The sequence below is a fragment of the Dactylosporangium darangshiense genome (genome assembly GCF_039537565.1).
In the GTDB taxonomy this organism is placed as follows: domain Bacteria; phylum Actinomycetota; class Actinomycetes; order Mycobacteriales; family Micromonosporaceae; genus Dactylosporangium; species Dactylosporangium darangshiense.
Genome location: NZ_BAABAT010000007.1, coordinates 268,577 through 292,456 on the forward strand (window position 1 = coordinate 268,577; position 23,880 = coordinate 292,456).

Annotated in this window: 26 protein-coding genes; 10 read left to right on the top strand and 16 right to left on the bottom strand. The window is 72.4% G+C overall.

Annotated elements, in window-relative coordinates:
• Positions 1-84: 84 nt before the first annotated feature.
• Both ABD901_RS16795 and ABD901_RS16800 read right to left on the bottom strand, forming a co-directional pair.
• On the bottom strand, positions 85-2,256 hold the full coding sequence (locus ABD901_RS16795) for a discoidin domain-containing protein (RefSeq protein WP_345127784.1): 2,172 nt from the start codon (positions 2,254-2,256) through the stop codon (positions 85-87).
• 149 nt (positions 2,257-2,405) lie between these two features.
• Positions 2,406-3,545, bottom strand: a complete 1,140-nt coding sequence (locus tag ABD901_RS16800; protein ID WP_345127785.1) for a glycoside hydrolase family 12 protein — start codon at positions 3,543-3,545, stop codon at positions 2,406-2,408.
• Between the two features lie 139 nt (positions 3,546-3,684).
• Here ABD901_RS16800 and ABD901_RS16805 point away from each other — a divergent pair, with 139 nt between their 5' ends.
• Positions 3,685-4,383 carry an SMI1/KNR4 family protein gene (locus ABD901_RS16805; protein ID WP_345127786.1) on the top strand — a complete coding sequence of 233 codons (699 nt, stop codon included), beginning with the start codon at positions 3,685-3,687 and terminating at the stop codon, positions 4,381-4,383.
• Here the strand turns inward: ABD901_RS16805 and ABD901_RS16810 are convergent.
• Both ABD901_RS16810 and ABD901_RS16815 read right to left on the bottom strand, forming a co-directional pair.
• A complete protein-coding gene (locus ABD901_RS16810) occupies positions 4,380-5,333 on the bottom strand; it encodes a hypothetical protein (RefSeq protein WP_345127787.1) in 954 nt (317 codons plus the stop codon). The two genes, ABD901_RS16805 and ABD901_RS16810, sit on opposite strands and share 4 nt — an antisense overlap.
• Positions 5,334-5,353: 20 nt before the next feature.
• On the bottom strand, positions 5,354-5,803 hold the full coding sequence (locus ABD901_RS16815; protein ID WP_345127788.1) for a hypothetical protein: 450 nt from the start codon (positions 5,801-5,803) through the stop codon (positions 5,354-5,356).
• A gap of 84 nt (positions 5,804-5,887) precedes the next feature.
• On the opposite strand from ABD901_RS16815, the gene ABD901_RS16820 reads away from it, so the two are divergent.
• Positions 5,888-6,295, top strand: a complete 408-nt coding sequence (locus ABD901_RS16820) for a nitroreductase family deazaflavin-dependent oxidoreductase (protein ID WP_345127835.1) — start codon at positions 5,888-5,890, stop codon at positions 6,293-6,295.
• A gap of 142 nt (positions 6,296-6,437) precedes the next feature.
• Here the strand turns inward: ABD901_RS16820 and ABD901_RS16825 are convergent, their stop codons facing one another.
• The 6 genes from ABD901_RS16825 to ABD901_RS16850 all read right to left on the bottom strand — a co-directional run bounded on the left by ABD901_RS16825 (position 6,438) and on the right by ABD901_RS16850 (position 12,958).
• Positions 6,438-7,445 carry a hypothetical protein gene (locus ABD901_RS16825; protein ID WP_345127789.1) on the bottom strand — a complete coding sequence of 336 codons (1,008 nt, stop codon included), beginning with the start codon at positions 7,443-7,445 and terminating at the stop codon, positions 6,438-6,440.
• 56 nt (positions 7,446-7,501) lie between these two features.
• On the bottom strand, positions 7,502-7,852 hold the full coding sequence (locus ABD901_RS16830) for a PadR family transcriptional regulator (RefSeq protein ID WP_345127790.1): 351 nt from the start codon (positions 7,850-7,852) through the stop codon (positions 7,502-7,504).
• Between the two features lie 185 nt (positions 7,853-8,037).
• On the bottom strand, positions 8,038-9,606 hold the full coding sequence (locus tag ABD901_RS16835; RefSeq protein WP_345127791.1) for a nucleotidyl transferase AbiEii/AbiGii toxin family protein: 1,569 nt from the start codon (positions 9,604-9,606) through the stop codon (positions 8,038-8,040).
• A 330-nt stretch (positions 9,607-9,936) separates the two neighbouring features.
• Positions 9,937-11,997 (bottom strand): phosphocholine-specific phospholipase C, encoded by a 2,061-nt coding sequence (locus tag ABD901_RS16840; RefSeq protein ID WP_345127792.1) that lies wholly within the window; start codon positions 11,995-11,997, stop codon positions 9,937-9,939.
• Positions 11,998-12,083: 86 nt separating this feature from the next.
• On the bottom strand, positions 12,084-12,356 hold the full coding sequence (locus tag ABD901_RS16845; protein WP_345127793.1) for a GlsB/YeaQ/YmgE family stress response membrane protein: 273 nt from the start codon (positions 12,354-12,356) through the stop codon (positions 12,084-12,086).
• Positions 12,357-12,415: 59 nt separating this feature from the next.
• Entirely contained in the window at positions 12,416-12,958 is a 543-nt protein-coding gene (locus ABD901_RS16850) for an SMI1/KNR4 family protein (RefSeq protein WP_345127795.1), read from the bottom strand.
• Between the two features lie 75 nt (positions 12,959-13,033).
• Between ABD901_RS16850 and ABD901_RS16855 the strand changes: the two genes are divergently transcribed.
• Positions 13,034-14,539 carry a CehA/McbA family metallohydrolase gene (locus ABD901_RS16855; RefSeq protein WP_345127799.1) on the top strand — a complete coding sequence of 502 codons (1,506 nt, stop codon included), beginning with the start codon at positions 13,034-13,036 and terminating at the stop codon, positions 14,537-14,539.
• A 48-nt stretch (positions 14,540-14,587) separates the two neighbouring features.
• A complete protein-coding gene (locus ABD901_RS16860; protein WP_345127836.1) occupies positions 14,588-15,808 on the top strand; it encodes an MFS transporter in 1,221 nt (406 codons plus the stop codon).
• Here the strand turns inward: ABD901_RS16860 and ABD901_RS16865 are convergent.
• Entirely contained in the window at positions 15,765-16,616 is an 852-nt protein-coding gene (locus ABD901_RS16865; RefSeq protein WP_345127801.1) for a helix-turn-helix domain-containing protein, read from the bottom strand. The two genes, ABD901_RS16860 and ABD901_RS16865, sit on opposite strands and share 44 nt — an antisense overlap.
• Positions 16,617-16,717: 101 nt before the next feature.
• On the opposite strand from ABD901_RS16865, the gene ABD901_RS16870 reads away from it, so the two are divergent.
• Positions 16,718-17,842, top strand: a complete 1,125-nt coding sequence (locus ABD901_RS16870; RefSeq protein ID WP_345127802.1) for an FAD-dependent oxidoreductase — start codon at positions 16,718-16,720, stop codon at positions 17,840-17,842.
• Here the strand turns inward: ABD901_RS16870 and ABD901_RS16875 are convergent.
• A complete protein-coding gene (locus ABD901_RS16875) occupies positions 17,839-18,138 on the bottom strand; it encodes a DUF6582 domain-containing protein (protein WP_345127803.1) in 300 nt (99 codons plus the stop codon). The two genes, ABD901_RS16870 and ABD901_RS16875, sit on opposite strands and share 4 nt — an antisense overlap.
• Before the next feature lie 101 nt (positions 18,139-18,239).
• Here ABD901_RS16875 and ABD901_RS16880 point away from each other — a divergent pair, with 101 nt between their 5' ends.
• From ABD901_RS16880 to ABD901_RS16890, 3 genes are read left to right on the top strand one after another with little or no spacing between them, the layout of a single operon-like run.
• On the top strand, positions 18,240-19,247 hold the full coding sequence (locus tag ABD901_RS16880; RefSeq protein ID WP_345127804.1) for an ABC transporter ATP-binding protein: 1,008 nt from the start codon (positions 18,240-18,242) through the stop codon (positions 19,245-19,247).
• Positions 19,244-20,047: an ABC transporter permease gene (locus tag ABD901_RS16885; RefSeq protein WP_345127805.1), complete on the top strand. Its 804-nt coding sequence runs from the start codon at positions 19,244-19,246 to the stop codon at positions 20,045-20,047. The genes ABD901_RS16880 and ABD901_RS16885 overlap by 4 nt, the downstream gene beginning before the upstream one ends.
• 4 nt (positions 20,048-20,051) lie before the next feature.
• Complete coding sequence (locus ABD901_RS16890; protein ID WP_345127806.1) at positions 20,052-20,837, top strand: ABC transporter permease; 786 nt, start codon at positions 20,052-20,054, stop codon at positions 20,835-20,837.
• 1 nt (position 20,838) lies between these two features.
• On the opposite strand, the gene ABD901_RS16895 is transcribed toward ABD901_RS16890, so the two are convergent.
• The 3 genes from ABD901_RS16895 to ABD901_RS16905 are packed head-to-tail and all read right to left on the bottom strand — an operon-like array spanning position 20,839 to position 22,684.
• Positions 20,839-21,243, bottom strand: coding sequence for an arsenate reductase ArsC (locus ABD901_RS16895; protein WP_345127807.1), 405 nt, complete (start codon positions 21,241-21,243; stop codon positions 20,839-20,841).
• Positions 21,240-21,974, bottom strand: a complete 735-nt coding sequence (locus ABD901_RS16900) for an aquaporin (protein ID WP_345127808.1) — start codon at positions 21,972-21,974, stop codon at positions 21,240-21,242. Before ABD901_RS16900 ends, ABD901_RS16895 begins: the two co-directional genes overlap by 4 nt.
• Positions 21,971-22,684, bottom strand: a complete 714-nt coding sequence (locus ABD901_RS16905) for an arsenate reductase/protein-tyrosine-phosphatase family protein (RefSeq protein ID WP_345127809.1) — start codon at positions 22,682-22,684, stop codon at positions 21,971-21,973. The genes ABD901_RS16900 and ABD901_RS16905 overlap by 4 nt, the downstream gene beginning before the upstream one ends.
• Positions 22,685-22,771: 87 nt before the next feature.
• On the opposite strand from ABD901_RS16905, the gene ABD901_RS16910 reads away from it, so the two are divergent.
• Complete coding sequence (locus tag ABD901_RS16910; protein ID WP_345127810.1) at positions 22,772-23,266, top strand: hypothetical protein; 495 nt, start codon at positions 22,772-22,774, stop codon at positions 23,264-23,266.
• On the opposite strand, the gene ABD901_RS16915 is transcribed toward ABD901_RS16910, so the two are convergent.
• Positions 23,223-23,642, bottom strand: coding sequence for an ArsR/SmtB family transcription factor (locus tag ABD901_RS16915; RefSeq protein ID WP_345127811.1), 420 nt, complete (start codon positions 23,640-23,642; stop codon positions 23,223-23,225). The two genes, ABD901_RS16910 and ABD901_RS16915, sit on opposite strands and share 44 nt — an antisense overlap.
• An 89-nt stretch (positions 23,643-23,731) precedes the next feature.
• Between ABD901_RS16915 and ABD901_RS16920 the strand changes: the two genes are divergently transcribed.
• Entirely contained in the window at positions 23,732-23,878 is a 147-nt protein-coding gene (locus ABD901_RS16920) for a hypothetical protein (protein ID WP_345127812.1), read from the top strand.
• Positions 23,879-23,880: the final 2 nt, after the last annotated feature.

Sequence of the window (23,880 nt, forward strand, 5' to 3'; positions counted from 1 at the left end):
GCCCCGATGCGATGAGGAGCCGCGGGTGGACGGATTCGGCGCGTCACGTCCACCCGCGGCTGGTTCGGAGGGTTTCCTGGGGACTTACTTGTAGACCCGGACGTAGTCGACGTACATCCGCGACGGGAACGGCGTGGTGGCGTCGATCGGGCCGGGGAAGTCACCGCCGACGGCCAGGTTGAGGATGATGTAGAACTGGTGGTCGTAGACCCACGGGCCCCGGGTCGTCTCGACGGTGTCCTTGTTGGCCACGAGGATCACCTGGTTGTCGACGCGGAACGTCATGTGCTTGCTGTCCCACTCGACCGAGTACACGTGGTAGTCCAGCGACAGGTCGACGGTCGTGAGCTTCTGGCCGTATCCGCCGCCGCCGTTGTAGGCGGGGGCGTGCAGCGTGGAGTACACGTCCACGGTGCTCTTGCCCAGGATCTCCATGATGTCGATCTCGCCGTTGTACGGCCAGGGGCGGCCGGTCAGGAAGTCGGTGCCCATCATCCAGAACGCGGGCCACAGGCCGTTGCCCTTCGGCACCTTGATCCGGGCCTCGACGCGGCCGTACTGGGTCGAGAACTTGTTGCTGGTGTTGATGCGGCCCGAGGTGTAGTCGCGGCCGCCGGCGGTCTCCTTGCGGGCCTCGATGACCAGCGAACCGCCCTGGATGCTCGTGTTGGCCAGGTTGCTGTAGTACTGGATCTCACCGTTCTGGCCGGTGCCCGCGTCGATCGTCCACTTGGAGGTGTCGACGTTGGTGCCGGTGTTGAACTCGTCGCTCCAGACCAGGTTGGTGGCCGGGAAGATCGGGTCGGCCGGCGGGGCCGGGGGCTGGGTCGGCGCGCCGCCGGTGCCGTACACCTTGAACTCCCACAGCGAGTAGCCGTAGCCGTTGGAACGCTGGGTGCCGTACATCCGCACGTAACGGCCGTTGCCGTCGACGGTCAGGGTCTCCCTGAAGCCCTTGCCCGTCGTGGTGGTGTAGATGTTCGTCCAGTTGGCGGCGTCGTTGGAGGTCTGGATCTGGTACGACACGGCGTAGGCCGGGTCCCACTGCAGGACGACCTGCGTGATGTGGGCCTGCGCGCCGAGGTCGACGTAGATCCAGCCCGGGTCGACCCACCCGTTGGTCGGGCTGGTCGCCCAGCGGCTGGCCGGGTCGTTGTCGAACGCCTTGTCGGCGGTGCACGGGTTGCAGTTGGCGTCGTTCTGGAAGGTCGAGGCGACGGCCGGCTTGTTGTACGACAGCAGCACCGCGTTGCCGGGGTTGGACGGCGACTGGCTCGGGCTGCTGGGGGTGTCGTTGGTGGTCGACGGCACGCCGGTGACCCGCACCTGGAACTCCCACAGCGAGTAGCCCCACTGCGTGGCCCGGGCGGTACCGTTCATCCGCACGTAGCGCCCCGTGCCGGTGACGTTGAGGTTCTGCACGCCGCCGGTGCCGGTGGTCGTGGTGTACGCCGTCGCCCAGTTGGTGCCGTCGGTCGACGTCTGGATCGAGAACGCGGTCGCGTACGCCGCCTCCCAGTTCAGCGTCACGCCGCAGATCTGCTGCACCGACTGCAGGTCGACCTGCAGCCACTGCGGGTCGGCGGCCGCGCTGGACCAGCGGGTGCCGGTGTTGCCGTCGAACGCGGACGCGGCCGGGGTGCCGGCGTTCTCGGTCGAGGAGGCGCTGGCCGGCTTGCCCTGCGCGGCGTTGGCGCTGCCGCAGCTGCCGGGCGTGGTCGGGGTGCCGCCGAAGACCTGGAACTCCCACAGCGACACGCCGTACTGCGTGGCCTTCGCCGTGGCGTTGAGCCGCACGTAGCGCCCGGTGCCCGTGACGGGCAGGCTCACGTTGCCGCCGGCGCCCGTCGTGGTGGAGTAGATGTTCGTCCAGTTGGCGGCGTCGTTGGACGTCTGGATGGTGAACGCGGTCGCGTACGCCGCCTCCCAGTTCAGCGCGACCCGGGTGATCTGCTGCTGGGAGCCGAGGTCGACCTGCAGCCACTGCGGCACCGTGAAGGCGCTGGACCAGCGGGTGCCGGCGTCGCCGTCGGTGGCGCTCGAGGCGGGGGTGGCCGCGTTCTCGGCCGACGAGGCGGTCGTCGGCTTGCCCTGCGACAACAGGGTCTCGGCGGCATTGGCGCGGGTCACGACCGCGACGATGTACGCGCACAGCATGGCGGCCACCGCGAGCGCGATGATGCCGTAACGGAGCGTGCGCCTGCTCGCCAGCGATCTGCCGGATCGATGGCCGGGGGCGGAGACCGACCAGTCCATTGGATGACTCCTTCGTGGCGGGGGTGTTACAGCGGTGTGAGAGAGCGCTCTCTCAGGAAGCCACAATGAAGCCTCGGTCAAGACCTGTCAATGGCTTGGAATAAATCGGAGAGCGCTCTCCATGATCGGGGAGCGCTCTCCGTAACCGGTTACGAACAGGTGAGCGACGGCACCGGGTTCGATCCGGAGTACGTCGCCTGGAAACCGAACGTCGTCGATCCGCCCGGCGGGATGGTGCCGTTGTACGGCATGTTCTTCGCGGTGACGCCGCTGCCCGACTGGGTCACGTTGGCGTTCCACGAGTTGGTGATGTGCTGGTTGCCGGAGAAGGTCCAGCCGACCGTCCAGGCGCTCAGCGCCGACGAGCCGGTGTTGGTGACCTTGACGTCAGCGGTGAACCCGCTGCCCCAGTCGTTCTTCGTGTACGTCACCGAGCACTTGCCGACGCCCCCGCCACCGGGAGTCGACGGGGAAGTGGACACGGGCGGCGTCGAGACCGGCGGCGTGGAGACCGGCGGCTGCCCGTTCGTGGTGACGCTGAAGGTGTTCACGGCCAGGCCCTGACCGCCGGTCCACGGCTCGAAGCCGGCCTGGATGCTGGTGAGGTACCAACTCGTCTGCGCGTAACCGCGGGAGACCGCGTCGTTGAAGAACGCGGACGGCGCGAAGCTCACCGAGTTCGTGCCCGGGTTGCGCACGTACGAGATGACGTTCCAGCCGATGTTGCCCTCCCACACGTCCCAGGTCCCGCCGGCGATGTTCGCCGTGCCGACCCTGGAACCGACCGGCTGCGGAGCCCCGGCGTGGTTGACCCACACCATGATCTCGGCGCCGGTGTTCTGCCCGTCGGTGCGCGCCGTCGGGTCGAACCAGATGTCGTACGCCGCGTCCCACTGCCCCGACCCCGGGAAGCTCATGCCCACCGAGGTCTGGATGCCGGCGAACCGCGAGTCGCTGACCCGTAGCGGCAGGATGCTGCCCGAGCTGCAGTTGGCGTAGTGGCAGCCGTAGTAGACCGCCGGGTACGAGGCCGGCGCGCCGTTCGTCGGCACGTTGTGGTTGGCCTGCGAGATGCTGAACCCGGTGCTGGTGACGTTGATGCACTGCGGCTGGTCGGTGCCCCAGACGTTGTTCATCACGACGTACCGTCCACCTTGGATGGTCGTCGAGCCGTACTTCTCGCAGATCGTGGTGTCGGCCTGCGCCGCACCGGTGGTGAGCACGATGGCGGCGCCCGTCGCCACCAGCAGCCCCGCCGCGGCCAACGCGGCCCTGACTCTTCCTCGCATAGGTGTCTCCCTTCCATCGAGCACCATGAGTGCTGAACGAAGGGAGGGCGTTTTCGACGGGCGTTTTGGCGGATTTTGTACCTCAAGAGCCCGGAAACTTACAGGCGAAGATGCCCCGGGCCGTGGCAGACTGCGCGGCATGCCCGACGATGAGCGCGTCGCCGCCGCCTGGGCGCGGATCGAGACCGCGCTGGCCCGGGCGCTGCCGGAGTCGCTCGAGTTCCTGCCCGCACCGGCCGCCGCGGCCGACGTGGACGCGGCCGAGGCGGCGCTCGGGGTGCGGCTGCCGGCCGACTTCCGCGCCAGCCTGCTCGTGCACAACGGCACCACCTGGGGCAAGCCGAGCCCGGTGCCGCTGGACCAGATCTACGACGCGGCGGAGCTGGTCGAGTGGACCGGGCACTGGCGCGACAACGCCTCCGACGACCCGGTCTTCGACACGCCGGGCGTCTGGGCGTACCGGATCGACCGGTCCGACCTGCACGTCAACGGCCCGGTCCGCCCCCTCGTCGGCGCGCCGGGCCAGGTCCCGGTCGGCACCATGAACGGCGACGTCCACTGGTATCTCGACCTCGACCCGCCGCCGGGCGGCGCCCCCGGCCAGGTGGTCCGGGTGGACGTCGAGTGCTCGATGTGGGACGTCCTGGCCCCGTCGTGGGCCGGCCTGCTGCTCGCCTACGCCGAGGACCTCGAGCGCTACCTCGAGGACCCGGCCGGCTCGGCGCTGGACATCGGCCAGGGCGCCGGCCCGGCCTGCGAGTGGGGCACGGGCCCGAACTTCACCGGCGAGCGCCCGGCCTGGCTGCGCGGCGTCCAGGCCGTCGACCCGTACGCCTAACTCTGCTGGTAGTTCACCGCGGCGAACCCGCACGGCTCGTGCACGTGCAGGTAGTAGGCGCCCTCGCCGTACTCGTCGAGGTCGGAGCCGCCGATCAGCCCGACGTAGGCCATCGCCAGCCCGCAGCCCGGGCAGTCGGGGTGCGTGGCGTCCTGGATCCACTCGGGTTGCCCGCCCAGCGTCGAGCCGCCGTCCTCCCAGGCGCTGGCCTGGAACGGGGTCGGCCGGGCCGGGCCCACCACCGGCAGTAGCGCCGGCGGCTCCTCCGGCTCGTCGGTCTTGCCGATGTAGCCGGGCCGGACATTGCCGTCCCACCAGGCGGCGCCGCCGTCCGGGGTGACGCGGCTGAAGAGCGTCGTGTAGCAGGAGCAGAAGTGGCAGGTCTCCAGCGTGAGCCGCCCGCTCCACCCGGTGTGCGCCAGCGCGGCGGCGACGTCCGCGTCGGCGGTGTCGAGCTCGGCCGCGGTCCACAGCGGCGACGCGCACCACGGGCAGGTGCCCCGGTCCGCTCGCACGGGCGCCTGGCGCAGCAGCCACTCGTAGGCGACGTCACCGCACAATGCCCGCCGCCGGCCGTCCGGGTCGACGGTCCAGCCGCCCTCGCGCGCGTAGGACAGCGCGCCGACGAACAGCTCCTCCCACCCGGGCGCCGGCGCCTCCGCCCACCGCCGCAACGCCTCCTCGGCGAGCGGGTGGCCGCTGTGCGCCAGCGCGACGAGCAGGTGGTTGAGCCGACCGCCCGGCTGCCCGCCGTCGACCTGCTCGACGATGCGCCGCACGACGTCGTCGCCGGCCTTGCGGTACAACTTCGGCGGATAGATGACGTCCAGCTCCAGCATCCGCAGGTGGTGCGGCGCGAGCCGCTCGGGCTCGGCATCGGCGATCGCGACCAGCTCGTCGATCGCTTCCTCGTCGTCTTCCCCGGCCCGCCGGACCAGCTCATCGATCACGCGGGCGATGATAGTCGACCTCAGGCGGCGGGCTGCTGCAGCTTGCGCAGGACCTGTTCGGTGGCGCCGCGCAGGGCCCGCTTGCCGGCGACCAGCAGCAGCAGCGCGACGACCCGGCCGCGCAGGTTGGCCGGGCGGCGGTCGACGGCGACCTTGATGTGGCTGCCGGTGCCGGCCGGCGCGACCACGTAGAGCCACGAGCTGCCCGGCAGCCACGTGTTCGACTCGCTCGTCTCGACGCGGACCGTGCCGGGCGTCGACCAGTCGTACCGGTTGCGCTCCCACACCCCGCCGGCGAGCGAGGACCCCTCGGTGACGTCGGCCCACGTGGGGCCGACCTCGTGGACCTTCAGGTGCTCCTCGTCGACGTTGGGCCAGGTCTCGGCGCGCGCCGGGGAGAAGTCCGTCAGGGCCGCGATGAAGCGGGCCGGCGCGACGGTGGTGGTGAGCTCGAACTCGATCCGCGGCATGGGCGCCCCAATCGGCTGTTGATGCCCCGATCGTGCGCCAGAATGAAGATCGGGACAACCGGATGCATGAAACAGGAGACGTTCGTGAGCGACTGGAACGACAAGATCATCGAGGAGTTTCGCGCCAACGAGGGCAAGGTCGGCGGCCCGTTCGCCGGTGCGCCGCTGCTCTTGCTGCACACGGTGGGCGCCAGGAGCGGCGCCGAGCGCGTGAGCCCGGTGATGTACCAGAAGGTGGACGGGGGCTACGCCGTGTTCGCGTCCAAGGGCGGCGCGCCGACCAACCCCGACTGGTACCACAACCTGCTGGCCAACCCGCAGGTCACGGCCGAGATCGGCACCGGCACCGTCGACCTGGTCGCCCGGGTCGCCGAGGGCGACGAGCGCGAGCGGATCTGGACCGCCCAGAAGACCGCGTACACGGGCTTCGCCGACTACGAGGCCAAGACGACCCGCCAGATCCCGGTCGTCATCCTCGAGCCGGCGCGGTAGCAGAGGCGCACGGCCGCCCGCGCCATGCGACCTGCCGGTCCAGGTGACCGGTGCCGAACGGTGGTTGATCGGTTCCTCCGGTCAACCACCGTTGTCGTGTCCCCGCCGGCCTCCGACCAACGTCCGGCTCAGGTGTCGTGGACTACGCGGGATTTGACGGGGCGCCGCAGGTTGGGCAATGGGCCGCCTCGGCGGGCAGCGGCCGGCGACCTGCTGAGCGTCGACCACTTGCGGCGAGGGCCAGGAGCAGCAGTGCCGGTCCCACCGCGGCGACCAGTGTCGCAGCGGCGGCCATGGATGACCACGCCGGGACGAGGGGCCGGCCGGGGCCGGCGTCGTCGAGCATCGCGCCGAGCGGGTTCAGTGCGAGCATGCCGATCGGCGTGAGCAGGATCAGCAGCGCCCAGACACCGCGGTAGTCGTGCCGGGCGGCCAGGCCGAGCGCGAGCAGCGTCGCGCCGATCAGCAGCGCCACCCCGGCGGCCGGCGATGCTGTTACGGCGGGCAGATAGTAGTCGCCGTAGAAGTTCAGGCGCAGTTCCGCGGCAACGGTGACCGGCATGGTCAATGCTGCGGCGGCGAGCGGCGTCAGCCGAACCCACCGGCGGTGCCGTGTGGCGGCGCCCACCGCGACGATACCGAGGACGAGCTGGGGCAGCAGCACGATCAGCGGTGGGCGGGGTATTCCGGTCAGCATCGCGGCCGGCACGACACCGGCGGTGACCAGCACGGCGAGGACCGCCAGGCGACGAAACCACCGGCCGGGAGCGACGACGTACACGACGGCCGTCAGCAACCAGACCGCCCACGCCGCTACCCCGAGGGACATGAAAGGCCCGGTATACCTAGACCGGAACACTATGGGTGCCAGCGCCTCGAAGATCGCCCACCCGCTCGCGAACGCGCTCGTGGTCGTCAGTGCGAGCAGGCCGGCGAGCCGGAAGCCGGGGCCGAGGCCGGGTGCGGTCCGTAGGTGCCGGCGCAGCCCACCGGCCGCGAGGTCCGCGATGTCGGCCGGCGAGGGTCTCCTGCGGTCGGGCGCGGCCAGGGACAGGTAGGTGTCCACCAGCTCCGAGCCACGCCTCCGCCGATCGTCGGCCGGATAGAACAGCGCCGTCCAGCGCGCATAGCGCCGTTCGAGATCGGTCATCGCAGGGCCTTCTCGGCCATGCCCTTCCGGGCGGTCCGGACGGCTTTCCGGCGGGCTCATGCGAGTCCTCGACTCAGGCGGGGCGCGGCCTTGGCGGCGCGCAGCCGGGTGGTTGCCGCCTTGACGTTGCGGCGCATGCGTTCGGTCTCGGCGGCCAGCACCTCGCCGCCCGGCTCGGTGAGCCGGTAGTAGCGGCGTAGCCGGCCGGCGACGATCTCCTCGTGATCGACGCCCACCAGGCCCGCGTCGACCAGCCGGTCCAGCGCGCCATACAGCGTGCCGGGCCGCAGCGAGATGCGGCCGTCGGACAGCCGGGCCACCTCGGCGATCAGGCCGTAGCCGTGCATCGGCTCGCCGGCGAGGGCGGTGAGGATCAGGAATGTGGGTTCACGCAGTGGGGTTTCCACGCGGCACAATATATCGGCTGCGAAGGCATGGCGGAACATCGCCACCGCCTGCGACCGGACAATCCTGCCCGACGCCCTCGACATGCTGTGGCCGGCACTGGTCCCCAACCGCGGCACCACCGACAGGTAGATCGACCTCAAGATCAATGAGCGAGAGGGCACGGCGGGCGTTCCAGTCCGCGGCGTTACCCCCAGGCGCGCTCCAGGGCGAGCGCGAGGCGCCAGCGCCACTGCTCCGCCGTACCGTCGGCCCAGGGGTATTCGTCCGTGAAGTTCGGCCAGTCGACGGTCAGCGCCAGCACGCTCTCGGCGCAGAACGTGTCGGCCTCGGCGCCCAGCTCGGGGCGCAGCAGGTCGCGGACGAAGTGCAGTTCGGGTGCTGCGAGTTCGGCCAGCAGCGCCGCGTCGTAGAGGTCCTTGCCCTGGGGGTAGGTGTCGGTGGCCAGCCACAGCAGCTTCCACGCCAGGGCGAGTTCGGGCGGCGCGGCCGGCACCGGCCGTTCGATGCCGGGCAGCGTGATCGGCTCGGGCGGCAGCGGCAGCGGCTCGCCGAAGACCACGTCGATCTGGATGCTGCCTCCGGGGCCGCGGTCGCCGGTGGTGAACGGTACGGCGAGGCGGCGGCCGTCGGCGCGTTCGTAGGTCCAGATCTCCGCGTGGACGACGAGGTCGGGCCGCAGGCCGGCGCCGGGGTCTGCAGCGAGCGCGTCGGTGATGCCGTCGAGCAGCTCCCGCGCCTGGTCGCTGCCGCTGGCGATGGTGTGCGGGGTGACGACGAAGTCGAGGTCGCCGGGGTCGCGCGCGGCGTCGCCGACCCACGCGGCCATCGTGACGCTGCCGCGCAGCACGAGGTGACCGGCCCAGCGGCTGCGGGCGATCGCGCCGAGGGCGTGCTCGAGGGCGGCGCGGCGGGCCTGCCGCCACCGCCGGCCGGTGCCCTCGTCGGCGAAGGCGGGCTCACCGGCCCGGTATGCGTTCTGGTACTGCCGCATGGCCGGATCGAACGCCGCCGTCTGCCGCACCGGCCCGACGGCCGGCACCGGCAGGTAGGTGGGCGGGTAGCGCGGGGAGCCGCCCGGCGCGGAGCGCATCGTGGCCTCGCGGGCGTCGTCGCGCCAGGACTCGGTCTCGCGGGTCATCCAGCCGCGGTCGTGGCCGAGGTTGGAGTCTTCGACGACGTACTCCTGCTCGACCTTGACCACGTCGAGGCCCGCGTCGCGGAGCGCGGTGGTGAGCCGCTGGAGCCGCTGGGTCGCGGTGTCCAGCCCGACGTGGTGGCAGCGCTGGGTGAGGAACCGCTCCTGCCCGCCGCCGTCGTGGCGGCGCCGCGCGTTGCGCGACAGGCGGGCGTCGTGAGCCGCGCCGATTTCGGCGGCCGCTTGCATGGCGGCGACCGGGGCAGCCGGCAGGGCAAGCTTCACGTGATGCTCGAAGTAGCGCCCCGCCGGCTCCCCGGCCGCCTCGTCGTCGGTCTGCGGCAGCCCGTCGCACCACGGCGCCGCCTCGATCTTCAGCCGGGCCGGGGCGAGCCCGCGCTTGAGCAGCCGCTCCCGCCATTCGGCGGCCGTCTTCCGCGCCTGGGCGAGGGTGCCGTGCGCGGGCAGGGTGAGCATCGGCTGGGACGGAAACCGGCCGCGGTCCAGGACGATGTGCAGGAACTTGACATCGTGCTCCCCGGCGAACCGGGCGAGGTCCGTGCCGTGGCGCGCCTCGACGGTCACATGGATCTCGAACGTCCCGGTGATCTCGGCCACCGGGCCAGCGTAGCCGCCGACAGTCGTCGCCCAGTGGGGCCTAGGCTGCCCGTTCGGATCAGGCGGGAATGTGCGCTCGGGACTTGCATCCATTGCGGCGACCTAGCCCTTGAGGACCTCGGCGACCGTTGTGGACGATGGCCGCCACTGGGCGTGACGGCCATCGTTCTGCATCTCCTGCCGATACGTCGAGCCGGTCCGATGAGCACAGCGAACCCGCTCGCCTCCCGGCGCGCCGCTGCGGGTTTGAGGGGGTGTGGGTAGAGCGAAGCTCCCCCACCGCGAGCGCAGCGAGCCTAGGAGCAGCGCCCCACCGCGAGCGCAGCGAGCTTAAAGCAGCCCGCCCATCGCGGGGTCGCTGATCGAGGGCTCGCCGTTCTCGAGGTGGCCGGCGTACTCCACGGCGAAGTGGTCGTCGCCCGGCAGGGTCAGCGTCACGCCGTACCAACCGCGGCTTTTGGAAAGGCCGAAGTCGACGCTGCGCGTCTCGCCCGGGCGCAGCGCCACGCGCGAGTGGTCGCCCGTGTACCGGTCCTCGACGGCGAGCTCGACCCGCTTGGCGCCGCGGTTGGTCAGCTCCAGCGTCAGCGTCAGGTGCCGGGCGTCGTACTGGGCGCGCGCCACCACGCCCGGGTGCGCCGCGCCGGTGGCGAAGCGGCGGAAGAAGCCGTTCGGGCCGTGCACGGACAGGTCCGCGCCCTTGTCGGCCGGCCACACGTCGGTGACCTGCTTGGCCGGCTCGACGGTGTAGGAGCGCGGGTCCTGCGCCGGGTCGGCCGAGCGGACCTGGAACACGCCGGTCGCCGCGCCGCTGTTGCGCAACTCCAGCGCGAACGCGCCGGCCGAGGGGCGGGCGTCGGCGTGCAGCGTGTACGGCAGGGCCCGGGCCGGGCGCACGCCGCGCTCCTGCGCCGGCAGCTTGCCGTCGGCGGGCGGGACCGGGACCTGGTCGGGCTGGCGGGTCAGGTCCGCCGGCTTGAGGTCGCCGGTGCCGGGCAGGTCGACGCGGCGCGAGGCGTTCGGGGTCTTGAAGTCGAACGCCGAGGTCAGGTCGCCGGTGACGGCCCGCCGCCACGGGGTGATGTTCGACTCGACCAGGTCGGCGCGGCCGCGGGCGAAGCGGCGCTCCAGGAAGCGGATCAGCGAGGTGTGGTCGAACAGCTCCGAGTTGACCCAGCCGCCGCGGGTCCACGGCGACACGATGATCATCGGGACGCGGACGCCGAGGCCGTACGGGCCGGCGGGGTGGTCGGGCGAGCCGGGGAAGATCTCGTTCGTCACCGCAACGGTGGACAGGCCCTCGGCCCGGGTCGCCGGCGGGGTCGGCGGCACGAGGTGGTCGAAGAAGCCGCCCTCCTCGTCGTAGGTGATGAACAGCGCCATCTTGCTCCACACCTCGGGGTGCGCCGCCAGGGTGTTGATGACCTGGGAGACGTACCAGGTGCCGTAGTCGGGCTCCCAGTTCGGGTGCTCGGTGTAGGCCTCGGGCGCGACGATCCACGACACCTGCGGCAGCTTGCCGGCGCGCACGTCGGCGCGGAAGTCGGCCAGCAGGGCGTCGGGGCTGCGGCCCAGCTTGTTCACCTCGGTGCCGAGCTTGGCCTTCGCCAGGGGCGAGCCGGGGGCGGCGTTCTGGTACTGGTGGAAGTACAGCAGCGAGTTGTCGCCGTAGTTGCCGATAAACGGGTCCTCGGTCCAGCCCCAGTAGCCCTCGGCGGTCAGGCCGACGCCGACGTCCTGGTACACCTTCCAGGAGATCCCGGCCCGCTCGAGCCGCTCGGGGTAGGTCGACCAGTCGTAGCCGGCCTCGGCGTTGGTGATCACCGGGCCGCCCGCCTTGCCGTCGTTGCCGACCCATCCGGTCCACATGTGGTACCGGTTGGGGTCCGTCGGCCCGAGCAGCGAACAGTGGTAGTTGTCGCAGACCGTGAACGCGTCGGCGAGCGCGTGCTGGTAGGGCAGGTCCTGGCGGGTGTGGTGGGTCATCGTCGTGACGCCCTTGTTCGGCACCCAGCCGTCGTAGCGCCCGCCGTTCCAGGCCGCGTGGGTGTCGTTCCAGCCGTGCGGCGGGTCGGGCAGGAACGTCTTGCCCATGTCGCGCACCTCGGGGCGGAACGGCAGCACCTCGCCGGAGCCGTCCGGCTGGTGGAACACGCTCTTGCCCGAGGGCAACCGCACCGGGTGCGGGTCGGCGTAGCCGCGCACGCCGCGCATGGTGCCGAAGTAGTGGTCGAACGAGCGGTTCTCCTGCATCAGGAAGATGACGTGCTCGACGTCCTCGATCGAACCGTGCTTGTCGTGCGCCGGGATCGACAGCGCCTGCTCGAAGGGCAGCGGGACGGCGGCGGCCGCCGCCATCTGCAGAAACGTACGACGATCGACGTTGGCCATGACCCGGCACGCTAGGGCCGGCAGGTGTACAAAGGGCGCCCTTTCGGGGCGCCCTTGTCATGCGATGCGGAAACTGTGGGTTTGGCTCATCTGCTGACGGATCGCCGGCCCCAGTAGCCTGCGACGGCCCACACGCCGACCGCCGCGAGCACGACCTGGATGGCGAGCTGGATCCAGCTGAAGCCCGAGGTGCTGACGCCGATCGCGCGCGCGATCGCGGTGCCGATCAGCGCGGCGATGATGCCGACGACCATCGTGAGCCAGATAGGGATGTGCTGCTTGCCGGGCACGACGAGCCGTCCGAGCACGCCGACGATGAGCCCGACCACGATCGCGGAAAGAATGCCGCCGACAGTCACCTGGTGCCTCCTGCGGTGCGAAACGTGGGGACGACCTGCACCTGCCCAGGTCTGCGCCGTCAAAACCGGTTACGCCAGCCCTGTGACTCCGCGTCGAGGAACGTCTCCACGGCGATGCGCCACTCGTCGTCCGGCTCCAGGTCCTCCGCGTCCTGCCACAGCAGCTCGACGGTGTCGTCGTCGAGCGCCAGCCGGTCGAGGTACTGCTCGATGTCGCCGGCGACCTCGTGCATCGCGTCCTGCGGCGAGCGCCCGGTCCACGCCGGCAGCCCGTGCACGAAGGCGACCACCCGGCCGTCCGGCGCGAGGAACAGCAGCGAGCCGCCGCCGTCGGCCGCGATCGGCATCAGGTCCGCGCCCGGCGGGCGGCGCGGCACCTCCCGGCGCAGGGCCGCCGCCGAGAACAGCTCGAAGCCGAGCGGCTCGCCGCCGATGTCGATCGTGTAGTGGGCGGTGCCGCCGTTGACCGCCTCCAGCAGCGCCCGGTAGCCGGGCGGGAGCGGGCCGCCGAGGTCCGCCTCGACCGCCGCGAGATCGGCGGGGTCGACCGGCTCGAACGGGCCGAAGAACGTGCGGCCGCGGTACCGGCGGGTGGGGTACACGCGGCGCAGTCTGCCATAGGTGGATCGTCACCTGGATGACGCCACGCGGCCACCGCGGGGCGGCAGGCTGCGAACATGGATCGTCGTCAACTGCTCATCAGCACCGCGAAGGTGGGCGCCGCGGCCGGTGTCGCCGGCGGCGCGGTCGTCCTCGACCCCGTCGCGTTCCCCGCGGCCGCCGCCACCAGCCAGTCGCGAACGATCACCGGCCACATCGCGTACGGGGCGCCCGACTGGGTGTACGTCCCGATCGAGGTGCCGGCCGGGGTCAACCGGCTCACCGTCGAGTACTCCTACGACCGCCCGCCCGCGCCGCCCGGCCAGAACGGCAACGCCCTGGACATCGGGCTGTTCGACGAGCACGGCATCGACCTGGGCGACGACCGCGGCTTCCGCGGCTGGTCCGGCGGCTTCCGCACCGGGTTCACCGTCTCGGCCTCCGACGCCACGCCCGGCTACCTGCCCGGCCCGGTGCGCAAGGGCACCTGGCACATCATCTTCGGCCCGTACACCGTGCACCCGCAGGGCCTGAACTGGACCGCCACGATCACGCTCGAGTACGGCCCCGACGGCCCCGCGTTCCGGCCCAACCCGGCGCCGTCGCGCGCGACCGGCCGGGGTGCCGCCTGGTACCGCGGCGACATGCACCTGCACACCGTGCACTCCGACGGGCGGCGCCAGCCCGCCGAGCTCGCCGCCGCCGCGCGCGCCGCGAAGCTCGACTTCATCGTCTCCACCGAGCACAACACGTCCAGCGCCGCCGGCGTCTGGGGCGAGTTCGCCGGCCCGGACCTGCTCATCATCGACGGCGAGGAGATCACCACCCGCAACGGCCACTTCACCGCGCTGGGCCTGCCGCCCGGCACGTGGATCGACTGGCGCTACCGCGCGGTCGACGGCGCCCTGGCCCGCTTCGTGCAGCAGATCCACCGCGCCGGCGGCCTCGCCGTCGCCGCGCACCCGCTGGCCACCTGCGTCGCCTGCGGCTGGAAGTTCGGCTACGCGGGGCTGGACGCCGTCGAGGTGTGGAACGGCCCGTGGACCCTCGACGACGAGGCGGTGCTGGCCGGCTGGGACAACCTGCTGGTCGCGTCGGTGCGGGAGCGGCGCGAGGACTGGCTGCCGGCGGTGGGCGACAGCGACGCGCACAGCGAGCCGCAGGTCGTCGGGCTGCCGCACAACGTGGTCAACGCCTCGGGCCTGGACCGCCGCGCGATCCTCGACGGCGTCCGCGCGGGCCGGCTGTGGATCGCCGAGTCCGCCGCCGTCGACCTGTCGTTCACGGCGACGGCCGCGGGCCGCGGCGCCGGCATCGGCGAGCGGCTGCGGGTCGCCGACGACGCCCCGGTGACGGTGACCCTGCAGGTGTCCGGCGCGCCCGGCTGCGCCGCGCGGATCGTCACCGACCAGGGCCAGCGCTTCGCCACCGTGCTGCCGGCCGAGGGCACGGCGGCGGTGACGTGGACGACGGTGGCGCGCAACTCGCGCTACGTGCGCGCCGAGGTCCGCCGCCAGACACCCACCCCGACCACCGCCGACACGATGGTGGCCCTGACCAACCCCATCTTCCTGGGCAACTGACCGAAGCCGGCCGGGGACTTTACCGGTAAGGTAGAGTCCCCGGCCGTGATGCTCCGAGCGTTCGAGTCGCTGCGCGATCCGCGGTACCGCTGGTGGTTCCTCGCCCAGATCCTGTCGGCGTCCGGGACGATGACCTCGGCGGTGGCGCAGTCCTGGCTGGTGCTGAACATGACCGGCCGCGCGGTCGACATCGCCCTCATCACGGCGCTGATGTTCCTGCCGACCCTGATCGCGGGCCCGTGGGCGGGCGCTCTCGTGGACCGGGTCGACGTGCGCCGGCTGCTGCTGGCCACCAACGTCGCGTTCGCCGCGCTCGCCGCCGCGCAGGCGGGCCTGATCGCCGGCGGCGGCATCCGGCTCTGGATGCTCTACGCGTTCGCCGCGCTCAACGGCGCCGTGTTCGCCCTCGACCAGCCGGCGCGGCAGGTGTACGTCTTCGAGCTGGTCGGCCCGGCCCGCCTGACCAGCGCCGTGGGCCTGTACGAGGTGGTGCTCAACGCCTCACGTGCGCTCGGCCCGGCGGTCGGCGGGGTGCTGCTGGCCACCACCGGGATCGCCTCGTGCCTGGCGTTCAACGCCGCCACCTACCTGCCGACGGCCGCACTGCTGCTGTGGCTGCGCCCGGCCGCCGCGCCGCCGCCGCGGACCGCGCCCGCGCGGGAGCCGCGGCGCATCGGCGCCGGGCTGGCCCTCGTGCGCCGCGACCCGGTGCTGCTGTCCTGCATCGTGCTGGCCGCCGTGAGCGGCATGGTGTTCAACCTGGCCGTGACCACGCCGCTGTTCGCCACGCGGGCGCTGCACCTCGGCGGCGGCGGGTACGGCGCGTTCACCGCCTGCTTCGGCCTGGGCGCCCTGCCCGGCGCGTTCATGGCCGCGAGCACGAACGGCGCGCCCGCACCGCGGCTGGTGCGCAACCTGGCCCTGGCCACCTCGCTGTCGGTGCTGGCGACGTGCCTGACGCCGGTGGCCGCGGGCGCGTTCGCCGGCATGGTCGTCGTCGGCTTCTTCTCCATCTGGCTGATCGCGACGGCCAACACCCTGGTGCAGCTTGCGGCGCCTGCGGGCATGCGCGGGCTCATCATGGGGATCTGGGCGATGGCGCTGCCGGGCTGCAACCCGCTCACCGGCCTGCTCGCCGGCGCGGCCGCCCAGGTGTCGGCGCGGGCCGGGCTGGGCCTGGGCGGCGGGCTGATGCTGCTGCTGCTCGCCGCGACCTGGCCCGCGCTCAGCCGGCGACCAGCCGCAGCGGCTGCCGTGGCGGGGCCGTGAGCTCGGCGAGGGCGGCCTCGGTGGCGGCGTCGGCCGGGAGGTACACCATCAGGCGCTGATCGTCGTCGGCCGGCAGCTCGAGGGTCTCGTAGGCCAGGCGCAGCGCCCCCGCTTCCGGGTGCGCCAGGCGCAGCACGCCCGAGGCGCGGGGCAGCCCCGGCACCGTTTCCAGGCGCCCGGTGAACGCCGGCCCCGCGACCACGGTCAGCTCGTCGGCCAGCGCCGCGACCTGTGGGTCGGCGCGGAACGGCCCGTGCTTGAGCGCCGCGACCTGCTCGTCGGCGACGTGCTCCCAGTCGGGGAACGCCTCGCGGGCGCGGGCGTCGGCGAGCACGAACCGGGCCAGGTTCGGCGCCGGGGCGTCCAGCAGCCCCAGCGGCGCGACCAGCCGCTCGAACGCGTCGGTGTGCGCGACGACGTCGCCGAGCCGGTTGAGCACCGCGGCCGGCGTCGGGCCCAGGCGGTCCAGCAGCGCGCGGACGGTCGGGCGGACCGTGCGCGGCGCCTCGGCGCCCTTCCCGCGGCAGGAGAAGCCCGGGTCGGCCCCCTTGGCCAGGCGGTACAGGTGCAGCCGCTGCGACGTCGTCATGCGCAGCGCGTCGGCGAGGGCGGAGAGGACCTGCGCCGACGGGTGACGGTCGCGGCCCTGCTCGAGGCGGGTCACGTACTCGATGCTCACCCCGGACAGCCCCGCCAGCTCCGAACGGCGCAGCCCCGGCGTGCGCCGGCGCGGTCCCGCCGGCAAGCCCGCCTCGGCGGGGGTGACCGCCTCTCGGCGGGTGCGCAGGAACAGGCCGAGCTCACTCATGAACCGACCGTAACAGCGCCCGCCGCCGCGATGGTGGCCCCCGCGGTACCACCCTGGGCTCGGCCTCCCCGAAAGCCCGGCGCGCGGCGAGGGTCGAGGGCATGGAGCTATCGAAGCGACTCTCGAGTCGAATTGTCGTGGTGGGCGGCGGGTACGGGGGCATCACGGCGGCGAAGGCGCTGGACGACGTCGCGGACGTGACGCTGGTCGAGCCGCGCGAGACGTTCGTGCACAATGTCGCCGCGCTGCGCGCGGCGGTGCGCCCGGAGTGGGTGCCGCGGCTGTTCATCCGGTACGACGGGCTGCTGGCCCGCGGGCGGGTCGTGCGGGACCGGGCCGCGAGCGTGCGCCCGGGCGCGGTCGAGCTGGAGTCGGGCGAGGTGCTGCCGGCGGACTACATCGTGCTGGCGACCGGGACGACGTACCCCTTCCCGGCCAAGATCGACACGACGGACGCCGCGGCGGCCGCGGACCGGCTGCACCGGCTGCGCGGCGAGCTCGAGCGCGCCTCCGGCGTGCTACTGCTCGGCGCCGGCCCGGTCGGCCTGGAGTTCGCCGGCGAGATCGCCGCCGAGTGGCCCGGCAAGCCGGTCACGGTCGTGGACCCGCACGCGGACCTGGTGTCGGGGCGCTTCCCCGGCGAGTTCCGCGCCCGGCTGCGCGAGCAGCTGGCCGGCCTCGGCGTGCGGCTGCTGCTCGGCACGAGCCTGGCCGAGCCGCCCGCGACCGCGCCGGGCCTGGTCGCGCCGTTCACGGTGCGCACCCGGTCCGGCGACGTCGTCGCGGCCGACCTGTGGTTCGCCTGCCACGGCGCCGCGACCGGCACCGGCTACCTGGGCGCCGAGCTGGCCGGGGCGCGAAGGGCCGACGGGCGCCTCGAGGTGACCGAGCACCTGCGGGTCGCCGGGCAGGAGACCGTCTTCGCGGTCGGCGACGTCACCGGCGTACCGGAGATGAAGACCGGCCGACTGGCACAGCAGCACGCCGAGGTCGCGGCCGCGAACATCCGCCGGCTCATCGAGGGCGATTCGCAGCTGCAGGTGTACGCCCCGCAGCCCGACGCCATCGTCCTGCCCCTCGGCCCGGCGGGCGGCATGTCGTACGCGCCGGAGGCCGGCGTGCTCGGCCCGCAGGAGACCGCGCAGATCAAGGCGACCTTCTTCATCGAGGGCTACCTCGACCTGCTCGGCGCCGCCGATGCGGCCATGCTCCCGTCGGGCTCCTAGGACTGCGACTTGGATCTGGGCTTGCCGGTCGCCGGCTTGCCCAGGTCCTGCCACCGCGACGCGGTCATCTCGACCCCGAAGCGGTCCGCGGCCCGCTGGATGCGCCCGAACGCCTCCCGCCGCTCCTCGTCGGAGACGTCACGCACCTGGTCGAACCGCGCGATGGCGTTGCGCACGTGCGACGCGTCGTTGAGCGGCTCCTTGCGCACGCGCGGGAACGCGTACTCGCGCGCCGGCATCGCGTTGCGCTCGGCCGCGTCGAGCTCGTTCGGTTCTCGTCGAGTTCTGGCTGCCATACGTCGTGGTTACCCCGCGATGCGCGGCCCAACCGGAGCCGTTAGTTCGGATCGAAAAATAACGTTGCGGCGCCCGACCGGCTTTGCCAGGCTCGCAGGCGATGGCACTGGTGGAAGCACGAGAACTGACCAAGGTCTTCCGCAGGCCGGACAAGGATCCGGGGCTTCGGGGGGCCGTCAAACATCTCTTCACGCGCCGCTACACCGACAAGGTGGCGGTGGACCACGTCAACCTGCAGATCGAGGCCGGCGAGGCCGTGGCCTACGTGGGGCCCAACGGCGCCGGCAAGTCCACGACGGTCAAGCTGCTCAGCGGCATCCTGGTGCCCAGCTCCGGCGAGGTGCGCATCGACGGGCTGTCGCCGCGCAAGGACCGCATGGCCGTGGCGCACCGCATCGGGGTGCTGTTCGGCCAGCGCACGCAGCTGTGGTGGGACCTGCCGGTCTCGGAGTCGCTCGCCGTGCTGCGCGACATCTACGGCATCGACCACGGCACCTACAAGCAGCGGCTGGCGCGCTTCGACGAGGTGCTCGGCCTCGACGAGGTGCTGCCGGTGCTGGGCCGCAAGCTGTCGCTGGGCCAGCGCATGCGCGCCGACCTGGCGGCCGCGCTGCTGCACGCGCCGCCCGTGGTGTACCTGGACGAGCCCACCATCGGCCTGGACCTCGCGGTCAAGGACCGGGTGCGCGAGTTCTTCCGCACCGTGCGCGACGAGGGCACGACGGTGATGCTGACCAGCCACGACCTCGGCGACATCGAGGGCTTCTGCCGGCGGCTGGTCATCATCGACTCCGGCCGGATCATCTTCGACGGCGACCTCGAGGCCGTGAAGGACGCCTTCGCGCGGGAACGGATCCTCAACGTCGAGACGGAGTCCGTGGTACCGCTGGAGCGACTGCGAGACGCCCTGCCCGGCGCCGCCGTCGAGCCCGGCGAGACCCCGACACAGTTCGCGGTCCGCTTCGACCGCTTCGCCATGACCGCCGGCCAGGCGGTGACGGCCCTCGCCCCGCTGACCAACCTGGTCGACTTCCACGTCGACGAGCCGTCCATCGAGGACGTGATCCGGCGGGTGTACTCCGGCGAGCTCGAACTGGACGCGGTGTGAAGGCGTATCGGGCCTATCGCGCGCACGCCCGCGCGGCGGCCCTTTCGGCCCTGGCCTACCGCGGCAGCTTCCTGCTCGCCCTCGGCGGCACCGCGTTCCAGCTCATCGCGCTGCTCGCCGTCTGGCGGGTCCTGCTGGGCAACGGCGACGGCGCCCGGATCGGCGGCTTCGACTGGCCGCACATGCGCAGCTACCTGCTCGTCGCCTTCGCCACCGGCGCGCTGGTCGGCGGCTTCGTCGACTTCCGCATGTCGCACCGCATCCGCTCCGGGCTCGTCTCGCTCGACCTGGTCAAGCCGGTGGACTACCAGCGCGCCCGGCTGTGGGAGTGCATCGGCGGCGTCTGGATCGAGGCCCTCGCGATCGTCGTCGTGGCCGGCCTGGCCGTGCTCTTCTCGGGCCCGCCGCAGCTGCCCGCGGCCCCGGAGTTCGGGCTGTTCGCCCTGTCGATGGTGGCGCTGGTGCCGCTGAAGTTCGTGGTGTCGTACCTCACCACGCTCGCGTGCTTCTGGACCGAGAACTTCGTCGGCCTGCTGTGGTCCCGCCAGGCGCTCACCGGCCTGCTCTCGGGCGCGCTGGTGCCGCTGGCGTTCTTCCCCGGCTGGCTCGCCACCGCCGCCCAGTGGTCGCCGTTCGCGGGCCTGACGTCCACGCCGGCGCTCATCTTCGTCGGCCAGGCCACCGGCCGGCACGCCCTGCTGCTCGTCGCGGTCCAGCTCGGATGGCTGGCGCTGCTGTGGCTCGCCGCGCGGGCGCTCTTCGGCCGGGCGCTGCGCCGGCTCACCGTACACGGGGGATGACAACGTGAGGCTGCTGCGGCTCTACCTGCGCCTGCTCGGCGCGCACATGCGCTCGCTGCTGGAGTACGAGAACGACTTCTGGATCATGATGACCGGCACGGTCCTCATGCAGGTCGTCAACGTCGCGTTCCTGGCCGCGATCTTCGCGAAGGTCCCCGCCATCAACGGCTGGTCCTTCTGGGCGGTGGTGGCCATGTTCGCGATGGTCGCCATCGCCGAGGGCGTCGGCTCGCTGTTCTTCGAGGGCATGTGGAACCTCGCCTGGCAGATCAACCAGGCCGACCTCGACTACATGCTCGTGCGCCCGTACCCGATCGTGCTGCAGGTCAGCAGCATGCAGATCGGCATCAACGGCCTGAGCAACATCGTCACGGGCGGCATCATGCTCGGCGCCGCCCTGACGCACGTGGACGCACACTGGACCCCGGCCCGCATCGTGCTCGGCATCGTGGTCCTGCTCTCCGCGATCGTCATCAAGGTCGCCATCAACCTCGCCACGAACGCGGCCTCCTTCTGGATGCAGAGCCCGAGCCCGTTGTTCGCTTTCGCGGTACACCAGGCCGGCGACCTGGCCCGCTTCCCGCTCTCCGTCTACCCGTTGGCGCTGAAGGCAACGCTGGGCTTCGCACTGCCCTTCGCCTTCGTCAGCTTCTTCCCCGTGAGCTACATCCTCGGCCACGGCTCCGCCTGGGTAGGCCTGCTGACCCCGTTGGTAGCGGTCTACTGCGTAGCGGTGGCGGCCTGGGTCTTCAAGCGAGGCCTGCGCCGCTACGAGAGCGCCGGCAGCTGACTCATCGCGCCGGAAGCTCGGTGAGCAGCTGCTCGACGCGGCGGCGGATCTCGTCGCGGATCGGGCGGACCGCCTCGATGCCCTGGCCGGCCGGGTCGTCGAGCTTCCAGTCGAGGTAGCGCTTGCCGGGGAAGACGGGGCAGACGTCGCCGCAGCCCATGGTGATGAGCACGTCGGAGGACTCGGCGGTGTCCCAGTCGAGCTTGCGCGGGGTGTTGGCGGTGATGTCGATGCCGACCTCGCGCATTGCCTCGACGGCGACGGGGTTGATGCGGTCCGCCGGTTCGGAGCCGGCGGAGCGGACCTCGACGGTGTCGCCGGCCAGGTGGCGCAGCCAGCCGGCGGCCATCTGCGAGCGGCCGGCGTTGTGCACGCACACGAACAGGACGGTGGGCTTCGTGCTCATCGGTGTGACTCCTCGAGGGGTTCGGATCGGACGACCACGTCACCGGCGGCGCTGCCGACGGACGGATACAGGGCGAGCAGGAGCCCCACGCCGACGGCGAGGCCGGCGAGCTGGGCCGCGATGAAGCCCGGGACTGCGCCGGGCGCGATGCCGGCGAAGGTCTCCGTGAACGCGCGGCCGATCGTGACGGCGGGGTTCGCGAACGAGGTCGACGAGGTGAACCAGTACGCGGCGCCGATGTACGCCCCGACCGCGGCCGGCGCGACCGCGGCCCGGCCGGAGCGGGCCAGGGCGAAGATGAGCAGGAGCAGCCCGGCGGTGGCGACGACCTCGCCGAGCCACAGGTCGCTCCCGGTGCGGTCCTTGGTGGAGAAGTCCACCGCGGGCAGCTTGAACATCAGGTCGGCCAGGATCGCACCGCCGATCGCACCCGCGACCTGGGCCATGACGTATCCGGCCAGGTCCCGGGCGGACAGTCCGGTGCCGCTGCGGCGGCCCAGGAACCAGTCCGCGGTGGAGACGACGGGGTTGAAGTGTGCGCCGGAGACGGGCCCGAAGGTGAGGATGAGCGCGCCGAGCGCGAACGCGGTGGCGACCGAGTTCTCCAGCAGTTGCAGGCCGATGTCGTCGCTGAGCCTGGTGGCCATGATGCCGGAGCCGACGACGGCTGCGACCAGCAGCGCGGTGCCGATGAACTCGGCGAGCAGGCGCCGCCAGAGAGTTGGGTTCACGAGGATGAGGGTCCTGCCTTCGGAGTGCCCGGGACCACGGCCGGGGCCAGGCGGTTGATCCGGTCGGCGAGGTCGGTGTAGGCGGCCTCGAACGCCGCGTCGGTGTCGACCCGCACCGGGTCGGGCACCGACCAGTGCAGGCGCGGGTGCACGGACGCGTCCGGGCCGGCGAGGTCCTCGTGGGCGTTGTCGCACACCGCGATCACGAGGTCGCCGTCGTGCACGACGTCGCCGACGTGGGCGGTGCCGGCCGGGTCGAGGGTCAGGCCGTGCCGGTGCGCGACCCGCACCGCGCGCGGGTGCACCCGCGGGGCCGGGTGGGTGCCGGCCGAGGCGACCGCGCCGCCGACGCGGTCGCGCCACAGCGCGGCGGCCAGCTGCGAGCGGGCGGAGTTGTGCGTGCACACGAACACCACCCGGTCCGCCTCGTCGAGGGCGGGCGGGGCGAGGGCGGCGAGAACCTCCGGGACGAGCCGCAGGTAGGCGCGGCGCCGGTCGCCCTCCGAGCGGGTCCGCGTGACCAGGCCCGCGTCCTGCAGGACCTTCACGTGGTGCGCGACGAGGTTCGTCGGCAGGCCCAGCCGCTGACCCATCTCGCCCGGCGAGGCGTCGCCCAGCACGAGGGCGTCGACGATCGCCAGGCGGGCCGGGTCGCCGAGCGCGGCGTGCACCCGGGCCCGCATCTGCAACGAAGAAAGCTCAGCGCTCATTGACTCAATGTTCGCTGAACTATCCCGAGCGAGTCAAGACGCGTAGCGTGGCTATATGTAGGCGAGCTACTTCCGATTGAGGCTGCGATGTTCGTCGGACTGCTGGCGGTACACGTCATGGCCGGGCTGACCTGCGTAGGGTCGGCGACGGCCGCGTGCCTGGCCCGGAAGCGGCCTGGGACGCATCCCCTGTGGGGCCGGGTGTACCTGGTGTCGCTCGCACTGGTCGCGATCACCGCGGTCGCCATGGCGGCGATCCGGTGGCCGGCCGACGCCCAGCTGGCGGCGATCGCGGTGGTCGCCTGCGGGCTGGGAGGCTTCGGGTGGTGGGCCAGGCGGCGGCATCGGCCGGGCTGGCCGGCGCGGCACGCGATCGGGCTCGGTGGCTCGTTCGCGGCGCTGCTGACCGGCTTCTACGTCGACAACGGCCCGCGGTTGCCGGTCTGGAAGGCGCTGCCGCACGCGGCGTACTGGGTGCTGCCGTCCGCGGTGGCCGTCGCGCTGATCTGGCGGGCCCTGCGCCGGTTCGCGGCGGGCGTCAGCTCGCGGCCGCGCCCGGCGCCGCCGGGGCGTGGCCGGTGAGCGTGCCGCCGGGGCCGTCGACGGCCAGCAGCGCGGCGAGCTGCCCGAGGACCGCGGCCCGGGCACGGTAGTACACCCAGGTGCCGCGCCGGTCGGCGTCGACGAGACCCGCCTCGCGCAGGGTGCGCAGGTGGTGGGAGATGGTCGGGCCGGACAGGTCGAAGGCCGGGGTGAGGTCGCACACGCAGATCTCGCCGCCCTCGGCCGAGGCGATCATCGACATGAGCTGCAGCCGGACCGGGTCGCCGAGCGCCTTGAACGCCGGGGCGAGCACCGCGGCGGTCTCCGCGGGCAGGCGCCGCTGCGCGATCGGGGGACAGCATGGCTCGGCCGCGTTGAGGTCGGTGAGGGTGAGCACGGCCGGCTGTTTCGACATGCCTCTAGGTTGACAGATCTCGAATCAGCGTGCAACCGTTGATTAGACGGACGTCAAGACAGCCTTGACGCCGCGATCAGGAGGTCGTCATGTTCCGCACGCTGCGCCGCGCCCGGCCACAGGCCGGGGTCCGGTTCTGCGACGGCTGCGCCACGGTGTCCACGCCCGACCAGCGCGTCGCTACCCGCATCGAGCGCACCCGCACCCGCCTCACGGCCCTCACCGGCCCCCGCTGACT

Coding starts and splice junctions, on each gene's coding strand:
- ABD901_RS16795 (WP_345127784.1), bottom strand. CDS start 2,256: ATGGACTGGTCGGTCTCCGCCCCCGGCCATCGATCCGGCAGATCGCTG.
- ABD901_RS16800 (WP_345127785.1), bottom strand. CDS start 3,545: ATGCGAGGAAGAGTCAGGGCCGCGTTGGCCGCGGCGGGGCTGCTGGTG.
- ABD901_RS16805 (WP_345127786.1), top strand. CDS start 3,685: ATGCCCGACGATGAGCGCGTCGCCGCCGCCTGGGCGCGGATCGAGACC.
- ABD901_RS16815 (WP_345127788.1), bottom strand. CDS start 5,803: ATGCCGCGGATCGAGTTCGAGCTCACCACCACCGTCGCGCCGGCCCGC.
- ABD901_RS16825 (WP_345127789.1), bottom strand. CDS start 7,445: ATGACCGATCTCGAACGGCGCTATGCGCGCTGGACGGCGCTGTTCTAT.
- ABD901_RS16840 (WP_345127792.1), bottom strand. CDS start 11,997: ATGGCCAACGTCGATCGTCGTACGTTTCTGCAGATGGCGGCGGCCGCC.
- ABD901_RS16855 (WP_345127799.1), top strand. CDS start 13,034: ATGGATCGTCGTCAACTGCTCATCAGCACCGCGAAGGTGGGCGCCGCG.
- ABD901_RS16860 (WP_345127836.1), top strand. CDS start 14,588: ATGCTCCGAGCGTTCGAGTCGCTGCGCGATCCGCGGTACCGCTGGTGG.
- ABD901_RS16865 (WP_345127801.1), bottom strand. CDS start 16,616: ATGAGTGAGCTCGGCCTGTTCCTGCGCACCCGCCGAGAGGCGGTCACC.
- ABD901_RS16870 (WP_345127802.1), top strand. CDS start 16,718: ATGGAGCTATCGAAGCGACTCTCGAGTCGAATTGTCGTGGTGGGCGGC.
- ABD901_RS16875 (WP_345127803.1), bottom strand. CDS start 18,138: ATGGCAGCCAGAACTCGACGAGAACCGAACGAGCTCGACGCGGCCGAG.
- ABD901_RS16880 (WP_345127804.1), top strand. CDS start 18,240: ATGGCACTGGTGGAAGCACGAGAACTGACCAAGGTCTTCCGCAGGCCG.
- ABD901_RS16895 (WP_345127807.1), bottom strand. CDS start 21,243: ATGAGCACGAAGCCCACCGTCCTGTTCGTGTGCGTGCACAACGCCGGC.
- ABD901_RS16905 (WP_345127809.1), bottom strand. CDS start 22,684: ATGAGCGCTGAGCTTTCTTCGTTGCAGATGCGGGCCCGGGTGCACGCC.
- ABD901_RS16910 (WP_345127810.1), top strand. CDS start 22,772: ATGTTCGTCGGACTGCTGGCGGTACACGTCATGGCCGGGCTGACCTGC.
- ABD901_RS16915 (WP_345127811.1), bottom strand. CDS start 23,642: ATGTCGAAACAGCCGGCCGTGCTCACCCTCACCGACCTCAACGCGGCC.
- ABD901_RS16920 (WP_345127812.1), top strand. CDS start 23,732: ATGTTCCGCACGCTGCGCCGCGCCCGGCCACAGGCCGGGGTCCGGTTC.